Annotated in this window: 15 protein-coding genes and 1 tRNA gene; 7 read left to right on the forward strand and 9 right to left on the reverse strand. The window is 60.9% G+C overall.

Annotated features, from left to right (window positions below; all coding sequences use genetic code 11):
* Positions 1-222: 222 nt before the first annotated feature.
* Positions 223-1,158, forward strand: a complete 936-nt coding sequence (locus ACVI1L_RS09650) for a LysR family transcriptional regulator (protein ID WP_057015977.1) — start codon at positions 223-225, stop codon at positions 1,156-1,158.
* 615 nt (positions 1,159-1,773) lie between these two features.
* On the forward strand, positions 1,774-2,469 hold the full coding sequence (locus ACVI1L_RS09655) for a sensor histidine kinase (protein WP_082653854.1): 696 nt from the start codon (positions 1,774-1,776) through the stop codon (positions 2,467-2,469).
* A gap of 209 nt (positions 2,470-2,678) precedes the next feature.
* On the opposite strand, the gene ACVI1L_RS09660 is transcribed toward ACVI1L_RS09655, so the two are convergent.
* Positions 2,679-3,293: a phosphorylase family protein gene (locus ACVI1L_RS09660; protein ID WP_244558822.1), complete on the reverse strand. Its 615-nt coding sequence runs from the start codon at positions 3,291-3,293 to the stop codon at positions 2,679-2,681.
* Between the two features lie 292 nt (positions 3,294-3,585).
* Here ACVI1L_RS09660 and ACVI1L_RS09665 point away from each other — a divergent pair, with 292 nt between their 5' ends.
* The 4 genes from ACVI1L_RS09665 to ACVI1L_RS09680 all read left to right on the forward strand — a co-directional run bounded on the left by ACVI1L_RS09665 (position 3,586) and on the right by ACVI1L_RS09680 (position 10,098).
* Positions 3,586-4,374: a response regulator gene (locus ACVI1L_RS09665; protein ID WP_083715022.1), complete on the forward strand. Its 789-nt coding sequence runs from the start codon at positions 3,586-3,588 to the stop codon at positions 4,372-4,374.
* Between the two features lie 1,129 nt (positions 4,375-5,503).
* Positions 5,504-7,225, forward strand: coding sequence for an ATP-binding protein (locus tag ACVI1L_RS09670; protein WP_076828086.1), 1,722 nt, complete (start codon positions 5,504-5,506; stop codon positions 7,223-7,225).
* A 201-nt stretch (positions 7,226-7,426) separates the two neighbouring features.
* Positions 7,427-8,776 (forward strand): glycosyltransferase, encoded by a 1,350-nt coding sequence (locus ACVI1L_RS09675; protein ID WP_456782773.1) that lies wholly within the window; start codon positions 7,427-7,429, stop codon positions 8,774-8,776.
* A gap of 95 nt (positions 8,777-8,871) precedes the next feature.
* Entirely contained in the window at positions 8,872-10,098 is a 1,227-nt protein-coding gene (locus ACVI1L_RS09680) for an MFS transporter (RefSeq protein WP_456782774.1), read from the forward strand.
* A 123-nt stretch (positions 10,099-10,221) separates the two neighbouring features.
* On the opposite strand, the gene ACVI1L_RS09685 is transcribed toward ACVI1L_RS09680, so the two are convergent.
* From ACVI1L_RS09685 to yacG, 4 genes are all read right to left on the reverse strand, one after another.
* A complete protein-coding gene (locus ACVI1L_RS09685) occupies positions 10,222-10,497 on the reverse strand; it encodes a tyrosine-type recombinase/integrase (protein WP_456782775.1) in 276 nt (91 codons plus the stop codon).
* 121 nt (positions 10,498-10,618) lie between these two features.
* Positions 10,619-11,479: a tyrosine-type recombinase/integrase gene (locus ACVI1L_RS09690; protein WP_456782776.1), complete on the reverse strand. Its 861-nt coding sequence runs from the start codon at positions 11,477-11,479 to the stop codon at positions 10,619-10,621.
* Between the two features lie 178 nt (positions 11,480-11,657).
* A tRNA-Phe gene (locus tag ACVI1L_RS09695) sits at positions 11,658-11,733 on the reverse strand.
* Between the two features lie 140 nt (positions 11,734-11,873).
* Entirely contained in the window at positions 11,874-12,068 is a 195-nt protein-coding gene (yacG, locus tag ACVI1L_RS09700; protein ID WP_057018155.1) for a DNA gyrase inhibitor YacG, read from the reverse strand.
* Positions 12,069-12,425: 357 nt separating this feature from the next.
* Between yacG and ACVI1L_RS09705 the strand changes: the two genes are divergently transcribed.
* The gene (locus tag ACVI1L_RS09705; RefSeq protein ID WP_456782777.1) at positions 12,426-13,742 is read left to right on the forward strand and encodes an ISNCY family transposase; all 1,317 of its coding nucleotides are present in this window, start codon (positions 12,426-12,428) and stop codon (positions 13,740-13,742) included.
* A 333-nt stretch (positions 13,743-14,075) separates the two neighbouring features.
* Here the strand turns inward: ACVI1L_RS09705 and ACVI1L_RS09710 are convergent, their stop codons facing one another.
* The 4 genes from ACVI1L_RS09710 to hisD all read right to left on the reverse strand — a co-directional run bounded on the left by ACVI1L_RS09710 (position 14,076) and on the right by hisD (position 17,280).
* Complete coding sequence (locus ACVI1L_RS09710) at positions 14,076-14,705, reverse strand: Maf-like protein (RefSeq protein ID WP_018269043.1); 630 nt, start codon at positions 14,703-14,705, stop codon at positions 14,076-14,078.
* Positions 14,706-14,902: 197 nt separating this feature from the next.
* Positions 14,903-15,367: an arsenate-mycothiol transferase ArsC gene (locus ACVI1L_RS09715; protein WP_076828053.1), complete on the reverse strand. Its 465-nt coding sequence runs from the start codon at positions 15,365-15,367 to the stop codon at positions 14,903-14,905.
* Between the two features lie 114 nt (positions 15,368-15,481).
* Positions 15,482-15,988 carry a UPF0262 family protein gene (locus ACVI1L_RS09720; protein WP_016841326.1) on the reverse strand — a complete coding sequence of 169 codons (507 nt, stop codon included), beginning with the start codon at positions 15,986-15,988 and terminating at the stop codon, positions 15,482-15,484.
* Entirely contained in the window at positions 15,985-17,280 is a 1,296-nt protein-coding gene (gene hisD / locus ACVI1L_RS09725) for a histidinol dehydrogenase (protein WP_168859105.1), read from the reverse strand. Before hisD ends, ACVI1L_RS09720 begins: the two co-directional genes overlap by 4 nt.
* Positions 17,281-17,455: the final 175 nt, after the last annotated feature.

Here is a 17,455-nt window from a genome sequence, read left to right on the forward strand (position 1 = left end):
TGCGCGGCCAACACAGTTGCAGAACGACCAAGCGCCCCTCGCCTGCGTCAGACACAAATGGCATAGAACGAGTCAGTGATGACGCTCGCAAAGGCTCTAGAAAGCGTGTCCGTGCGTCCAAACAATAGAGCCGGACCATTCAAACGTTTGCATGCAGGTTACATCTACGCTTCATCGTTGAGGCATACCCCGTCACGTCGTATTGGAGTGATATCGACCCGTATGCAGCTTTATCAAGTTCGCTATTTCCTCGCCGTCGCATCGACGCTCAACTTCACCCGCGCGGCCGAGCAGTGCAATGTCACGCAGCCCGCCCTAACCAAGGGGGTGCAGAAGCTCGAGCAGGAACTCGGCGGCCAGTTGATTTACCGCGAGCGTCAGCTGACGCAGCTCACCGATCTAGGAAAGGAAGTCCTTCCGATGCTGGAGCGGACGCTGGCCTCGGCAGAGGCCGTGCGTCGCCGAGCCCAGGAGTTCCAGCGCAAGGACGTCGCGCCACTGAAGATCGGCCTCGCCCCGTCTATTTCGGCCTCGCTTGTCGTCGATCCGATCGCGGAGATTGCGAAGTTCGTTCCCGGCCTCCACGTCGAGCTGCGCGAGGTCGCGACTGACAAGCTCGTCGACCTCTTGCTTGAGGGGGAGATCAGCGCGGCAATGGTCGGGGACGTGCAGGACGTGCCCGATCGTATCGACGGTTGGTCGCTGTTCGAGGAGCGCTACGTCGCGGTCCTTGCGCCGACACATCGACTGGCAAACCGTCCTTCGATCGGCATCGACGACCTCCGTGAGACCATCTTGCTGGAACGCGCCGACTGTGACGTAGCCGTGAAGATCCGGCAGTCCTATTTCCCTGAGGAACCGCCCCAACTTGGCCATTGCAGCGGTCACGACCTGCACCTTCAGCACATGGCCGCCGCCGGCTTTGGCGTGATCCTCGCGCCCGAGCACATGCCTCGCCTTCCAGCGCTCAAGACCATACCGCTCGAAGGCTCGCCGGTTTCGCGGGAGGTGCGGTTACTGGCCGTGCAGGGGCGCCGCTACTCGCCGGCGCTTGACGCTTTCGTCAAGGTCGCGCGCCTTCGCGACTGGTCATTCGAAGTCACCGACCGGGCCGGACCGAACGCAACGGTTTCGGATGTGACGAGAGCGTCCGCATGACCCACACACGCACCCAGTCGACAAACCACTTCCAACGATCGCTTCACCGCCTAACGCCCCCTATTGACGCCAATCCAAAGAGACAGCACGAGGGCCAATCGCGAAGGTGCCGGACGACGGCGCCCACGACACATTTGAAAGAGATGTCCCGTTTGAAAGAGATGTCCCGTTTGAAGGAGGTATCCCGTCTATCAAATGCATGTCCAAAGGGAATTTCACACTTCATCGCAAGCGTCCGATGTTCCGGTGCGCTTCCGTCCAAGCGCACTCGCTTGGTTTCGCCGCCAGTGAGATACTGACCGAAAGACTTGCGTTCCGGTCGCTCACCGCGCGCGAAGGGTAACCGAGACCTCCGTGAGATTAGCTACGAATATGCCATGGCTTTAGTCTCTGCTCGTTCGCTGCCGTCTGATCGAAAATCGAGAAGCGCTACCACCTCGGTCATCTACCTATTACCGCAGCATGGACTAAGCGGCGCGCACCGACTTTTACAAGACGCACCCCAGCTTGGGGACGTTGCGAGGAGCCACTGGTGCGCTGCAGGGTAACAATGACTTCGAAACGGAAGACGCGAGTTGCGGGAGTTTCCATGAGAATATCCGAGGAGACAACAGCATGCATTTGATGGAAGAACTCGCAAGCGGGGTTGCTCACGACTTTAATAACAGACTGCAGAACATGGCGAGCGCCCTCAGTCTAATGCGTGCGCGTGTCGCGGCCGGCTGCACGTCTGACTTAGATTCTCTCATAGAAGTTGCAGAGCGGTCGTTGGTCAGCGCCAGTAAACTGGCGCATCATCTTATGAACATTGGGCGTAACACGGACGTTCAAGCGGGCAATGTGTTTCAGCTCAACGACGCTCTCCTTTCAATGAACGATCTGCTGCACTGCGCCGCCGGAGACCGCGTCGACCTGCGCTTGATTATGTCGGCTTCAACAACTGCAGTCCGATGCGACCCCCACCTGCTCGAATGCGCGATCATCAACCTCGTAATAAATAGCCGGGACGCCATGCCCAAGGGCGGCACTATCACAATCGAGACGAGCACGACTTGCTCATCCGAAGGCGACAATGGCTACCGCTATGTTACGCTATGCGTCACGGATTCTGGCGACGGCATTTCATCCGACGTCATAGCGAAGGTATTCGAACCGTTTTTTACGACGAAGCCAAATGGTGTTGGAACGGGGCTCGGGCTTCCGATGGTACGCCATTTTGTTGATCAAGCGCGCGGACACATTGAAGTCCACAGCGCGCCGCATCAGGGCACTTGCGTAAGAATCAACTTACCGATCGCAACCGAACGTTAGAGATCCGCGATTCGTGCTGCGGGTGAGAATATTCAATGCTAACAGTCCAATCCAGCCCATCGACAACAGAGATCTTGATATTCAACTCCGATCGCGAACATCCAGAATCAGGGCTAGTGAGCCGTGGGCCGCAGCAACGCTCGGTTCTTCCACGGCTCCGTCGTCAGCATTTCGGGAAAGCGCCGCAAACTTGCGGTTCCTTGTTTGTGTCAGGAATACTCATCAAGAATGCTTTTCAGTCGGCGCCAGAATAAATCAGACCCCTTTGCACAATTGCTCGTCCATTGCTCTGAGGCTGATTCATCAGCGCCATCAGTTACGTATTTGAACGCGCGCCAGGCAACGTCAAATCGCCGACATACGTGGGCTATGGCGAACAATTCCATGTCAACCACATCGACGTTGTTCGAAATGAGCCAGGAATCGACTGAGGTGACGAAACTGTCACCCGTCCCGCATACAGCGGAGCCATGACCAGAGGCCAAGATTGGCTCAGCATGGCCAAATGGCGTTGTGCCACGTGGCGCTAACGGCATTGCCATCATGTCTCGCTGAAGCACATGAGATACTTCGACCAAACCGCGCAATTCTTTCGTGATCTTGCCACAGGTTCCGTAGTTTACGAGGAGACTTGGCTTCTCGGCCAATATCTCTGTCGTAGTGGCGATCGCGGCGTTAATTTTTCCAACACCCGCGTAAACGACCTTAACGTCACCGACAGCGCTTGCGGCGTCAAGTTCGCTCTCCAGTGCCGTTAGCACGACGATCCGCGGCATCTCCTTTTTGGTCGGCGCTCTCCATGCCTTCCCTTTTGGATCAAGCATCGTTTCTCCGTTCGCAGTGAAGCCATCACTCGGAGTCTGGGCACCATTCGCTACCGATTGATTTCAATTTCGGATTATTGCGTTACAGATGCAATCTGATCGAACATATTTGAGCGCGCCCCTAGTTCGCCTCATATGCACTCGAAAGGACGTTGAAATAAGGACACCGCTCTCCGAAACGTGTGCTGCGATACCGGATGAGGTCCCATATACCGCTAGCGCGTCGTGGAGGGCCGGAGAGATTCGGTGACGACAAAGTATAGAGGGTGAGCCACTGCGCGCTACTGCATCAATGGACAATCAAGAAGACGATCAGCCGTTCGTGTCGGCTGAACCATCGGCAACGAGTAACGCGGCAGGCCGCAAATCGCCGACATGCCTGGTCGTGGAAGACGACAGCACCATGCGGCATCTAGTAACGAGCTATCTCGAGGATCACGACATCCGCGCGGTGTCCACCAGCCGTCGTGACGAGGTCAGTGGATTGATGGCACGTAGTCAGCCGGATCTGGTGGTGCTCGACTTGCGGCTTGGTCATGACGACGGGCTCGATCTGCTTCGCGAGATACGCGCTCAATCCAACGTTCCCATCATCATCACGACGGGCCAGCGCCGCGACGAGATTGATCGCGTGGTCGGGCTCGAACTGGGCGCGGACGACTATATCACCAAGCCGTTTGGCTTGCGGGAGCTGCTGGCCCGTATCCGCGCGGTGCTGAGGCGCCGCGAAGCCGGCCAGACCAATTCACCGCGCGATATGGAAAAAGGCCGCTACCGATTCGGTGACTGGCAGCTCGATCGTCGAACCCGGCTCTTGACGAACTCCGGCGGCGAGCCAATCGCCTTGACCAAAGGCGAGTACGCCCTTCTGACCGCTTTTCTCCAAGCGCCGCTGCGGCCACTGTCGCGCGAGCACCTGTTGCAGGCCACGCGCATTCACGAAGATGTCTTCGATCGCAGCATCGATGTGCAAGTGCTGCGGTTACGACGTAAGCTCGAACTTGATCCCGGCATGCCGTCCATCATCCGCACCGAGCGGGGCGTGGGATATGTCTTCTCGCTACCCGTCGAGTTGGTGTGACTTCGGCACCGCCGGAACCGCCGACGTTTCGTGCCAATGACATGGACCGATCCTTGCCGCCGCGGTAAGGCGCAGGTTCCCATGACAATTGTAGCCTTAATCTCCGTCATTGGAATAATTCAGAAGCATGCGCGCGAGATGGTCTCCCCCGAACTTGACCCCAAGGGAGACGCACCAATGGCAGTCGCAAAGCTCTTGTCCTACGTTAACCCGCGATCGCGAACAGAGCGGCCGCGACGAACCAATGGAGCTCCGTCCTATCATCTCCGCATTCATTCCGATGAGGAGTCTGACGCACGAGCGATCATCCGATCGCTCCCAGTTAAGTACAGACCGACGTTCTCGACCGCGGCACGCTGTATCGGAGCTCTCGGCGAGAGCCTGTTGGCAATCGCGGCGTGGCTGGTCGCAGAAATGCTTGCTGGATGCGCCGCTTATGCCCAGGCGATGCACGGAATACCTCCAGCAATGCATGACGAAGACGCAAACCCCTCCGCGCCAACCGGTCTTCCTGTGAAGCGGCAACGACCCACCCTGCACCTTATTTCGCACAACATCAGACTGGGTGACCCCGTCGTGCCGATGGAAGCTCAACCTGGCGCTGTCACCCAACGCGAAGCTCGATCAACGTATGTGGCCGGCGCTTGTTCGACCCCGCGCGAGGCTGCGCCATAAAGCGGTTCGAGCTATCAGAATTCTCGTCACGCCCCGCCCTATTACAGGCATCCTTGCTGCTGTGTACGTTTGATTGCAAGGCTGGGCTATTCGGATGCGTTTTCGTCGAGCTCAATCGCAACGCTCCGAGCAGGCTTCTTCGCGCGGTTCCGATCGCATTCGCGATCCGCCGGCCATGAATTTGGCGATAAGCGGCGCGGTCGCAATTTTGTAGTTGACGCCAGGATACAGCGTCGGCCTCCGTCTTCGAGATCGGGCATCGCCTAGATCAACTTGACCAAAAGGTGAACTGGATGGCGCAAGGAGTATGTCGAGGTATCGCGCTCCTGCGAACGATTACCGCCCCAGCGGATAGCACATTGAGTGTTATGCGGGAGCTGCCTCAAAAGCAGGAGCAGGATGCACCTCCGCAAAGCTCGCAACACACCTGGTTACATCGCGAGGGGATATCCAGATGGACGGCAAGATCCTCTGCGTCACCTTGTTGATCGTCGTGGTGTTCCTGGTCCACCTCAGTATCCGCCTGAGGTCACGCGCGATCGCGCTACAGCGCAGCGCAAAGCTTGCACATGTGATCACCGATATATCCATGCGCTTTATCGGCGCGCGGTTGGAGAACATCGACAAGGAGATTGATCGCGCCGTGGCTGATCTGGCGGCCTGCATCGGATCAGATCGCGCCTATTTCGTAATGTCCGGTTCAACGCCGCGGCTCCATCTTTGGCACAGGTCGAGCTTGCCGCCTCCTCCCGGCTGGCCCGTTGCGGCCGTCGAACTGGCGACACAGGTAAAAACGTTCGCCGATGGTGCGATTCATGTTCCCCATGTCGGTCGAATGCCGGTCGGAGAAAGAAGGACTCGATGCCTTGAGTGGGGCCTCGGAGGATGGGCCTGTGCGAGGATTAGCGGCAAAGATGAAACTCGCCTCGTGCTCGGCTTTGATGCGGTCGGAAACAACTGCATGATCAGAACGCATGAAGAGCTTTCGCTCCTTCAGACGGCGCTCGATTGCATCGCCAGGGCCGTCGAGCGACACGAGACCGAAACGGCGCGCGCGCGCCTTGAGGAACGTCTGCAGAAGGCACGGCGCATGGAAAAGCTCGGTATCTTCGCGAACGGCTTAGCGCACAGTTTTAACAACATATTGGGGGGCATTCTCGGCCATTCCGAGATGATGGAAGAGCGTGCGGAACTGGACAACCGGTCCATGTGCAGTTTAGCTGCAATCCGCCGGGGCGCGGAGTGCGCACGGGACCTTGTGGACCAGATGGTAGCCTTCGCGTCTGGGCACGGCGTGCATCGCCAGCCATTAAAGGTCAGCGCCCTGATCGCTGAGACCGCATCGCTGCTTGGTGCCTCGCTACCAGAAAACATCGAATTCATCATCCGTGAAGCACCAGTTGCGACTATCGTGTTGGGTGAGAATGCTTCGTTACAGCAGGTCATTATCGACCTTTTTGATAACGCCGTACATGCCATACGTGACGGCGGACGCATCGAGATTGCGGCCGAACTACGCGATGTTCCAGATACTCTTGCGCTCAGCCATGATGAGCTCAGACCAGGTCAGTACGTCTGCATCACCGTGACCGACACCGGAGATGGCATGGATGAGGCGACGCAGGGACGAATTTTTCAACCCTTCTTCGCTAGCAGATCGTCCACCAATTCCCTCGGATTGGCGACCGCCCGTGAGATCATTTCTGATCACGGCGGGGCAGTGCACGTGCAGAGCGAGCCGAACAAGGGAAGCCGCTTCGAGATCTGGTTGCCGGAAGCCCCGTCGATGTCGGCCTCCCACGACGTCACGGTTCCCAAAACCGTGATCCTCGTAGCCTCGGATCGCGAGCGCGTTCGGTGCGACGAGGAAATGCTCGCTGCACTTGGCTATGAACCCATAGGATTTACCAATCCGGACGCGGCGCTGGCAGCCTGTCGTGCCGACTCGAACCGATTCGATATGGCCGTGGTGGGCCACTTTGAGTCGACCGCACGCTCACTTGAATTTGCGACAGTCTTGCACGCGTCCGTCCCGCGACTTCCGATCGTGCTAGCCTCCTTAGCCGTCATCGGATTGAGTTCTGACAAACTGATGACTGCCGGAATTTCTAGCGTCGTGAGCTGGCCTATCATTCCGAGAGAGATCGCGGCCGCGCTAGTCCAAAGTACGGTATAGACGCACTCCGAGTGTCGAACCCGGCATTGAGCGAAGGCCGCCGTCTCGCCACGGTGACGTCACCACGCGTTGCGACTGCAATCATATTGTGCTCCGCGGAAATCAACGCGTAACGTCGATCTCGATAACGTCCCTCTGTTTGCCTAGCGGCCCCTCTCCCAGAGACGGTTGCTCCTATCGCCAAACCAGAGGACTCCCTGCATGAAAATTCTAATCCCTTCGACACCGGCGACCGGGCATCTCAATCCACTGCTGGCGATTGCGCGCATCCTTATCGGCGATGGTCACGAGGTTGCCTTCCTGACGGGCAGCGCTTTTCGCGAGCGGATCGAAAGTAGCGGAGCCGCATTCTTTGCCTTGCCACCGAGCGCAGATTTCGATCCGGGAGACATTTCCTCGGTAGTCCCAGGACTCAAAAATGCCACGCCCGGACTTGGATGGATTCGGGCTGCCTTTGAGCACGTCTTCGTCGACGCGATCCCGGCGCAACACCATGGCCTGCAGCAGTCCCTGCGATCGTTTCCGGCCGACGTCATCGTCGGCAACGACATGTTCCTCGGCGCATTGCCGATGTTGCTGCAATTACGAAGGCAACGGAAGCCGATTGTTCTCTGCGGCACATCCGTTCTCCACTGGCCAAGGGAAGACGGGGTACCGAACTTTCTCGGTCTGCCGCCAGCAACGACCGCGGAGCAGCGCGCGAAGTACGGCGTTATCGCCCGAGAATTTGAGGTAGCGGTCGATCGGCCGGTGATTGATCGCGCGAATCACCTGCTGACAATTCTAGGTGCAAGCAGGATAGCAACTCCGCTGTTCGAAACTATCGTCAAGTTCGCAGATGCCTCTCTGCAATTGTCGATACCAAGCTTTGAGTTTCCACGCGAGATGCCTTCATCAGTGCATTTCGTCGGTACGCCTCCAATTATCCCCGGCCAGGTCCCGCTGCCTCCCTGGGCCGATGAACTCGATGGGTCGCGCAAAGTCGTGCTGGTGACGCAAGGCACCGTCGCAAATCACAATTTCGGTTTGCTTGTTGCTCCGACGCTCGCGGCCCTGGCCAATGAGCCCGACGTGCTGGTGGTCGCTACGGCCGGTGGCCGCCCGATCGAAGCGATCCCGGGTCGCATTCCGTCCAACGCCCGCGTCGCGAGCTTCTTGCCGTTCGAGTGGCTGCTGCCGCGGGTCAACGTACTTTTGACCAATGGAGGCTATGGCACCGTCAATGAGGCAATGAGCTTCGGCATTCCGCTGGTTACCGCGGGGCTGACGGAGGACAAGGCTGACGTCAACGCGCGCGTCGCGTGGTCAGGCGTCGGAATCGACCTCGCGACCAATGAGCCAACACCGGAAGCGTTGCGCAAGGCGGTGCGCACAGTGCTAGATCGGCCCAGCTATGGCCTCCGCGCCGCTGAATTGGCGCGCGAGTTCGCGAGGATAGACACCCGATCGGAGATCCTGCGAATCATCAATCAGGTTGTCGCCGGCAAAGAACGCAAGCCCCGGGCTCGCGCAGTAGCGGACAGCCGCACCCGCCAGATCGCCAGCCAGTAAACCGAACCACCATCAGTTGCGAAAGGAAAGTCACCCTCTCCTTCGCACCTTGCTCTCTCGTCAGAATCGCAAGAAACCTTTCGAAGGTAGGCATCATGCAAATCCGGCAAACATCTTTTGCCTTCACCCTGCTGCCCGGCCTTCTCGCGGCCGTGCCGTATTCGGGCATCGACATCAATCTGCCGGCGCTCGCGGCGACCGGCGCCTCGCTCAGTAGGAGCGCCTCTGATGTCGGCCTGACAATGAGCGCTTTCATGTTTAGTCTTGCCGTCGCACCCCTCCTCTATGGTCCCATCTCCGACCGGCTTGGCCGAAAGCCAGTCATCGTATTCGGCCTCGCACTGTTCATTGCCGCGAGTTTAGCCTGCACGATTGCGCGGTCCTTACTTGAACTCCTGATTTATCGATTCACCCAAGGCGTCGGTGCCGCCAGCGCTGCGATGACTTTTGCCATTATTCGCGACCTCTTCGATGAGGCAGTCGCTAGCGCAAAGATCGGGAGCGTCATAGTCTCAACCAATGTTGTGACCATCATCTCGCCGACCGCGGGGGCCGCGCTGCTGTCGATCGGAAGTTGGCGGTTGATTTACGCGATTCAAGCTGGGATCGGCACCGCGCTGCTGTTAGCTGTGTTTTATGGACTTGCCGAGAGCGTGAGGCTCGATCCGACGAAACACCCGGCTCCGGCCGCCGGAGTCCGATCCTTTCTTCGCGTTCTGACCCATCGCCTTTCGCTTGCGTACATCCTGGTCGGCGCCGCTGGTGGCGCCGAGGTATTTGCCTATGTCACTGGATGCTCGCTGTTCTTCATCGGCATCGTGAGGTCGACGGCAGGCCAGTACGGTCTGATCCTCAGCGCTTGTTCGGTAGCCGTGATGAGCGGAGCCCTTCTCGATGGCTATTTCGGCTTCTACGGCGTTCCGTCGCGGCAGGTTCTGACGATAGGTCTCTCACTGCTCGTCGCAGCCTCCTCGACGCTACTCGCACTAACACTGACCGGGTGTACGCCCCCGGCGCTGATCGCAGTACTCTTGATGACTGTAGCGCTCGCCTTTGGCATGACCATGCCGAACATATTGAACGCCACCTTACGGTCACTGCCCGATATCGCAGGAGCCGTCAGCGCCGTCGTCGGAAGCACACAGGTGATGGCCGGTGCAGTGTCCAGTGGGTTGGTAGCGATCCTGTTCGATGGGCGGTCGACGCTATCGATGGCGGCAGTTATATTCATGTTTGCCTTCATCGCGTATTGGCAGCTTGCTTATCCTATCGAGTGCCGCATCAGTTTCGCCGAAACCCACGAAACGCGTTCGAATCTCTGATCTGTTTCGCCGGGCTCTCGCCGCTCGCACCGTTATCAGTTGAATATCCGAGCGGCGCATTGGGCGGCGGCCGGTTTGCGGATCGGCCAGACGAATATTTTGCACGACACTTCGTTCGACGGGCTAGAATGCTGACAACGATCGGGATCGCGGGGACTTCGCGATCGACAGGACGGTTCCTAACCTGCGGAGGTCGTCCAGATAATCCGCGTACCACTGCATCATCGGGACGCGTTCCTCCCAATATTCGGCGCCGTTGTAGGCAGCGCGAACCTCGTCTTCCTCTTGGTGCGCTAGCTGACGCTCGATAGCATCGCTATCCCAACGGCGCTTGCCATCCGAACGGCGGCTTTCGTTCAGTAGTGTCGAAGCCGTCGAGCGAAAGCCATGCGCGGTCACTTGCGCTTTCGTATACCCAAGCCGGCGCAGCGCAGCGTTCAGGGTGCCGTCCGAAATTGGGCGATGCCACGAGCGGATTTGCGGAAATAAGTATCGTGACGTACCCGTCACTTCGCGAAGGTCATTGATGATCGCAATCGCCTGTGGAAAGCGGAACCTTGTGCGGCCGCGGCATCTTCATTTTTTCCTTCGGAATGTTCCAGATCGCGCCCTGCAGATCGAATTCATTCCATTCCGCGTGCCGCAGTTCGCCCGGCCGAACGAACGTAAGGGCGATCAACTGCAACGCCGCTCGTGTTGTGATCTGACCGTCTATATCGTCGATCGCGCGGAGAAGCGCACCGACAGCCTTCGGCTCGGTGATGGCGGCCCGGTGATTAACTTTTGGAGCTATGAGGGCTCCCGCCAGATCAGCCGATGGGTCACGCTCGGCGCGATTGGTGCTGATCGCATACTTGAAAACACGACCGCTTATGCTGCGGGCGCGCCGGGCCGTATCATACCGCCCTCGCCTCTCGATCTTTCGAAGCACATCCAGCAATTCCGACGCCTTGATCTCGGCGATCGGTCGATCGCCCAAATCGGCGTTGATAAAGCCGAGAAGCCATTTTTTCTTTTCTATTGTCTTGGGGTCGTCGCCCTCGGCTTCGAATTTCACGATCAGTTCGTCGGCGACGACCCGGAAAGTATTGGCACGCGCGATGCGCGCGGCACTGCGATCCAACTTGCGCTGCTCGGACGGATCAATGCCCTTGGCCAGAAGCACCTTGTTCGCGTCCCGACCGGCGCGGGCGTCGGCGAGACTGACCGCCGGATAGGCGCCCAGAGCGATCAGTTTCTGCTTCCCGTCGAACCGATACGCCTGCCGCCAAAGCCGCGATCCGTTCTTTTCAACGAGCAAATGGAGCCCGCCACCGTCACTGATTTTGTAGGGCTTTTCGGCGGGTTTGGCGGAACGGCAGGCGGCATCCGAAAGTGGCATCGATTCGATCCCCGCGGTCAAATCTACCAACACGCGACCAACGAGATACCAACAGAGATACCAACAAAGTCGGCGACTGCTGGCGGAAGGTCGCGAATGTCAGCGAACGAGAAAGCGCTTAGATTCAAGCACTTCTAGCACATCGGCGAACAAAGGGGGAAGCTGGGGAACGTGCTAATGGTGCCCAGGGGCGGGATCGAACCACCGACACTGCGATTTTCAGTCGCATGCTCTACCAACTGAGCTACCTGGGCATACCCGCGGGGCCGAAAAGGCCGGAGCGAGCGGGCGGTTTATAGAGAGGTCGGAGCGTCGTGTCCACCCGCCTTCGCCAAAGGCTTCGCCGGCCGCGGCCCGCCCGGCACTCTTTCCCCAACTTGTTGGGAAATCTTGGCTATTCCGGGTCCTCCGCGTCGTCCTCGCGGCCGGGGACGACATAGCGGCCGGTCAGCCAGCGGTTGAGGTCGACGTCGCGGCAGCGCGCCGAGCAGAACGGGCGGAAGGCCTGCTCGACGGGCTTGCCGCAGATCGGGCAGGCGCGCGGGGTGGCAGAGGGTATGGCCTTGGGCGTTCGGGCTTGGTCGGTCATGGCTGGGCCGGAGTTTACATCATCTGCCGCATGTTCCGCTGCGCTCCCCTCTGCTTGCGGGTAGGGCAATCGCATATGCGTCTTTGCCGGCCGCGCAGGTGCTTGGCCTCGTGGATCGAGACGGCGGCCTCGCCCGCAAGCGCAGGGCGATAGCCTCGGAGCGAAGGGCGTCTCCGCGATTTCTGGATAATGGAAGAATGCCGCTGATTTGCCCGACGAGTCAAGTTGTCGTGTCGAACGCTGTCAGTAGCTCGTGATCTGTCGCCTGTTTGTAGCTCGTGAAGTGTCGTGTTTTCGGTGCTCCGGAACAAGGGGGGCACGATGGGCACGGCATCCATTCACGAGGGTGTACGACGGATGCGGTTTTCAGATTTGCTGGATCGGACGGAGGCGAAGGAACTGACGCAGGAGGCAGCATCGGAGGTTCTTGGGATCAGTGTTCGGACGTTTCAACGCTGGGCGGAGCGCTATGAGGCGGAGGGCGACGACGGGCTTGTCGACCGCCGGCTGGGGCGTCGTTCGCCACGGCGGGCGCCGGAGGAGGCGCTGGAACGGATGCTTGCGCTGTACCGGGACAAGTACGCGGACTTCACGGTGAAGCACTTCCACGAGCAGATGCAAAAGCGGCACGACTATGTGCTGGGCTATACGGTGACGAAGCTGGCGCTGCACGCGGCGGGGCTGGTGCGGAAGGCTCCGAAGCGTTCGGCGCACCGCAAGAAGCGGCCGCGGCGGCCGCTTCGGGGCATGCTGCTGCACCAGGACGGATCGCGCCACGTTTGGATCGAAGGCCTGCCCGCGAGGGACCTGATCGTCACGATGGACGATGCGACCAGCGAGATCTACTCGATGGTGCTGGTCGAGGAAGAAGGAACGGCCTCGACCTTCCAGGCCTTGCGCGAAGTGATTGGCGAGCATGGCCTGTTCTGCGCGCTCTACACCGACCGCGGCAGCCATTATTTCCTGACCCCAAAAGCTGGCGAGAAGGTCTCGAAGACGCAACAAACCCAGGTGGGACGGGCTTTGTCGCATCTTGGGATCGAGCATATCGCAGCCTATTCGCCGCAGGCGCGCGGGCGTTCCGAGCGGGTGTTCGGCACCTTGCAGGATCGGCTGCCGAAGGAGCTGCGGCTTGCCGGGATCACGACGGTTGAGGCTGCCAACGCGTGGCTGAAGGCGCATTACATCCCCGGGCACAACGCCGCGTTTGCGATCAAGCCCGAACAGGAAGGCACGGCATTCGTGGCCGACCGGCATGAGGCCTGGCGCGAGGCGCTGTGCGTGATCGAGGAGCGAACCGTCGCCAACGACAATACCATCGCATGGAACGGTCGGCGGCTGCAGCTGCCGCAGAGCCGGCTCAGGCCTCACTTCGTCAAGGCTGTGGTGCGCCTCCATGAGTATCCCGATGGCACCGTCAGCGTGTTCCTTGGACCGCATCGATTGGCGAGGTTTGCGCCTGACGGACAGCAGATCAGCCCCGACGCGCTTCAGCCTGGCGGCGTGCTCGGAGCCGTCAAGGACAAGCCCTGGCGGGCGCGCAAGCGCGCGTCCTTGACCGCTCCACCGCGCGCCGCCGTCGAGAAAGCGCGGGTCGGGACGGAGAAACGGGCTTCAAGTCGAACAAAGAAACTCACCCACAGGGCTAAAACCGCCACAACAGCCGTGGCATGATCAATCAGGGAAAGCCGTCCCCGCCTTCCGGCTCCCCTGCAAATCAGAAACGAAGGCGACAGATCACGAGCTACAAAAACACGACATCTTCACCCGCTACGGACAGTTGTCGTGTCGAACGCCCGCAGCCGCCGGCTACTTTGCATGGGGTTGTTTTCGATATTTTGGCAGCGCGCCCCTGCGGCAGGCTATCGCGTCCGGCTATCGGCCTCGTTGCATAGCCCGGCCATGACGATGTGGAGCAGTTGGGGTGGGGTCTCATCGCGAGTCGTTCACGAGGAAAGAGCCCCATCCGTATCGCATCTGCGATGCGATACGACCTCAGTGGATACCTCACACCGCGACGGAGTTGAGCCAGCCGTGGCGGATCGGAAAGCCCTCGCCGCCGAGCAAGGTCACGGTCTCGTAGAGCGGAAGGCCGACCACATTGGTGTAGGAGCCGACCATCTTGACCACGAACGACCCGGCAATGCCCTGCACCGCGTAGCCGCCGGCTTTGCCGCGCCATTCGCCGGAGCCGATATAGGCCTGGATGTCGTCCTCGCTGAGCCGCTTGAAGCGCACGCGCGTTTCGACCAGGCGCTGACGGAATGCCTCGCGCGGCGTCACCACACAGATCGCGGTGTAGACGCGGTGATTGCGGCCCGACAGCAGCCGCAGGCACTGCGCGGCCTCGTCGACCAGATTGGCCTTGGGCAGGATGCGGCGGCCGACCGCGACCACGGTGTCGGCGGCAATGATGAAGGAGCCGCGCAGGTCGTCGTCAAGATGCACCGATTTCAGCGCCGCGTCGGCCTTGGCGCGCGCCAGGCGGTTGGCGCAGGCCCGCGGCAACTCGCCCCGCCGCGGGGTCTCGTCGACATCGGCCGGGCGCAGCGCATCGGGCTCGATGCCGGCCTGGTTGAGCAGGGCCAGCCGCCGCGGCGAACCGGAAGCAAGAACGAATTTGGGACGGCCTAGCATGCGGGCTTTTGGGCTGAATCGGGGGGACAGACGCGGGCGGAACCTATCGGATGGGGCATGGATGCACAACCTTGGAACCGGCCGCGAATCGCGACCCCGCCTGAGACCGGGCCCCATAAGCACAGCTGTTTGTCAGTCTGGCGACAAGCGGCGGTTCTGCGAATCGGAACAAGCTGGTCCCCTCGCCTCGCCGAGCCTCACAGGTTTGCCGCGCCGGCCCTGGCAAAGCGGCGGCGGATGCGCAGCAACAGGCCGTCGCAGACCTCGCGGTAGGCGGCGAGCTTCTGCTCGCGGTTGCCGCTGGTGCCGGTCGGATCCTGCGTCGGCCAGTATTCGACATCGGCGGCGAGCGTGCGGGTGAGATCCAGCGCCCTGTGGTGCGCCTCCGGCGACAGCGTGATGATGAGATCGAAGTTCAGCCCCTCCCAGTCCTCGAGCTCCTCGAAGGTTTGCGGCTTGTGGCTGGAAATGTCCTGGCCGAGTTCGGCCATGACCGAGACGGCGAACGGGTCGAGTTCGCCCTTCTTGACGCCGGCCGAGCGGACATAGAGGCCTTGCGGAAACATCTGCTGCAGCAGGCTTTCGGCCATCGGCGACCGCACGCTGTTCAGGCCGCATGCGAACAGCACGGCCTGGGGGTTGCGCGCGCGCGGCGCTTCCATGCGATCAGGCTTTTTTCGATCGGGGTACGCCCCCGTCAATCACCGCTTCACCGATCATGCGCCACTTCGATTGGCGCATAATCTGATCCGAAAACCGGTATCCACTTCTCGGGATCATGCGCCTTCACCCTTCCAGTGCAGCACAGTGATCAGCGTGAACAGCCGCCGCGCGGTCTCGAAATCGACGCGCACCTTGCCCTTGAGCCGCTCCTGCAGCGTGCGCGAGCCCTCGTCATGGATGCCGCGGCGGCCCATGTCGATCGCCTCGATCTTGTCCGGCGTCGCGGTCCGGATCGCCTGATAGTAGCTGTCGCAAATCATGAAGTAGTCCTTCACGACGCGGCGGAACGGGGTCAGCGACAACAGATGCGCGACCACCGGCGCGCCGTCCTCCTTGCGGATATCGAACATCAGCCGGTTGCCGGTGATCGCGATATGCAGGGTGTAGGGCCCCGGCCCGGCGGCGCCCTCGGGCGCGAATAGGTTCTGCTCGATCAAATCGTAGATCGCGATCGCCCGTTCATGCTCGATATCGGGCCCGGAACGGCCGATCGATTCCTCGTCGAGCGTCACCGCGACGATGCGATTGTTGGAATCCTCGTCGTCTGGTGGCTTGTTCATGAGAGGTTGAGGCGCAATCCGACGGAACGTGAATGGGCATCGAGACCCTCGGCCTGGCCGAGCGTCATCGCGGCGGGCCCGAGCGCACGGAGTTGATCCGGCCCGCACCGCAGGATCGAGGTTCGCTTCATGAAGTCAAGCACCCCGAGGCCCGAGGAGAACCGCGCCGAGCGCGCGGTCGGCAGCACATGGTTGGAGCCGCCGACATAGTCGCCGATCGCCTCCGGGGTATGGGCCCCGAGGAAGATCGCCCCGGCGTTGCGGACCTTGTTCGACAGGCCCTCGGCATCCGCGGTCATGATCTCGAGATGCTCGGCCGCGATCGCATTGGCGAGCTCGACCGCGTCGTCGAGTTTTGCCACCTTGATCACGGCACCGAAGTCGTTCCACGAGGTGCGGGCGATCTCGCCGCGCGGCAAGGTCGCTAGCTGCGTCTCGACCGCGCGCTCGACGTCGGCGGCGAGCCGTGCACTGTCGGTGATCAGGATCGACTGCGCGCTGACGTCATGCTCGGCCTGGGCCAAGAGGTCGGCCGCGATCCAGTCGGCATTACCGGTGTCGTCGGCGATGACCAGCACCTCGGAGGGGCCGGCGATCATGTCGATGCCGACCTTGCCGAACACCAGCCGTTTTGCCGCGGCGACATAGGCGTTGCCGGGGCCGACGATCTTGGCGACCGGCGCGATTGTCGCGGTGCCGTAGGCCAGTGCCGCCACCGCCTGGGCGCCGCCGACGCGGTAGATTTCCGAGACGCCGCCGAGATGGGCGGCGGCGAGCACCAGCGGGTTGAGCTTGCCGTCCGGCGCCGGAACCACCATCACCACCCGCGGCACGCCGGCGACCTTGGCCGGCACCGCGTTCATCAGCACCGAGGACGGATAGGCCGCGGTGCCGCCGGGCACGTAGAGGCCGACCGCATCGACCGCGCTCCAGCGCCAGCCGAGCTCGACGCCGGCGGCATCGGTGAAGCGCTCATCCTTCGGCAACTGGCGGCGGTGGAAGGTCTCGATCCGGTCGCGCGCGAACCTCAGGGCGTCGACGGTCTTGGGATCGCAGGCCGCAACCGCGGCGTCGATCTCGGCTGCGGTAATGCGCAGGCCGGCCGCCTCGATATCGAGGCGGTCGAACTTTTTGGTCGCCTCGAGCAGCGCCGCGTCGCCGCGGGCCGCCACGTCGTCGACGATCGTGCGGGTGGCGCGCTCGACGTCGGCCGACACCTCGCGCTTGGCCGCCAGGAAATCGCGGAATCGCTGCTCGAAATCGGCGCTCTGTCGGTCCAGGCGAACGGGCATGACGGCTTTCTTAGGAGGAATTCGGGTCCCTGCTCAATGGCGCGACGGATAATGGCCGTCAACCCTTGGGGGATGTCATTCCGGGATGGTCCCAAGGACCAGACCCGGAATCTCGAGATTCCGGGTTCGGTCCGGAGCCTGTCATCGGGCCGCGCCTTGCGCGGACCCGTTGGGA

The sequence above is a fragment of the Bradyrhizobium sp. USDA 4516 genome, from assembly GCF_054055915.1.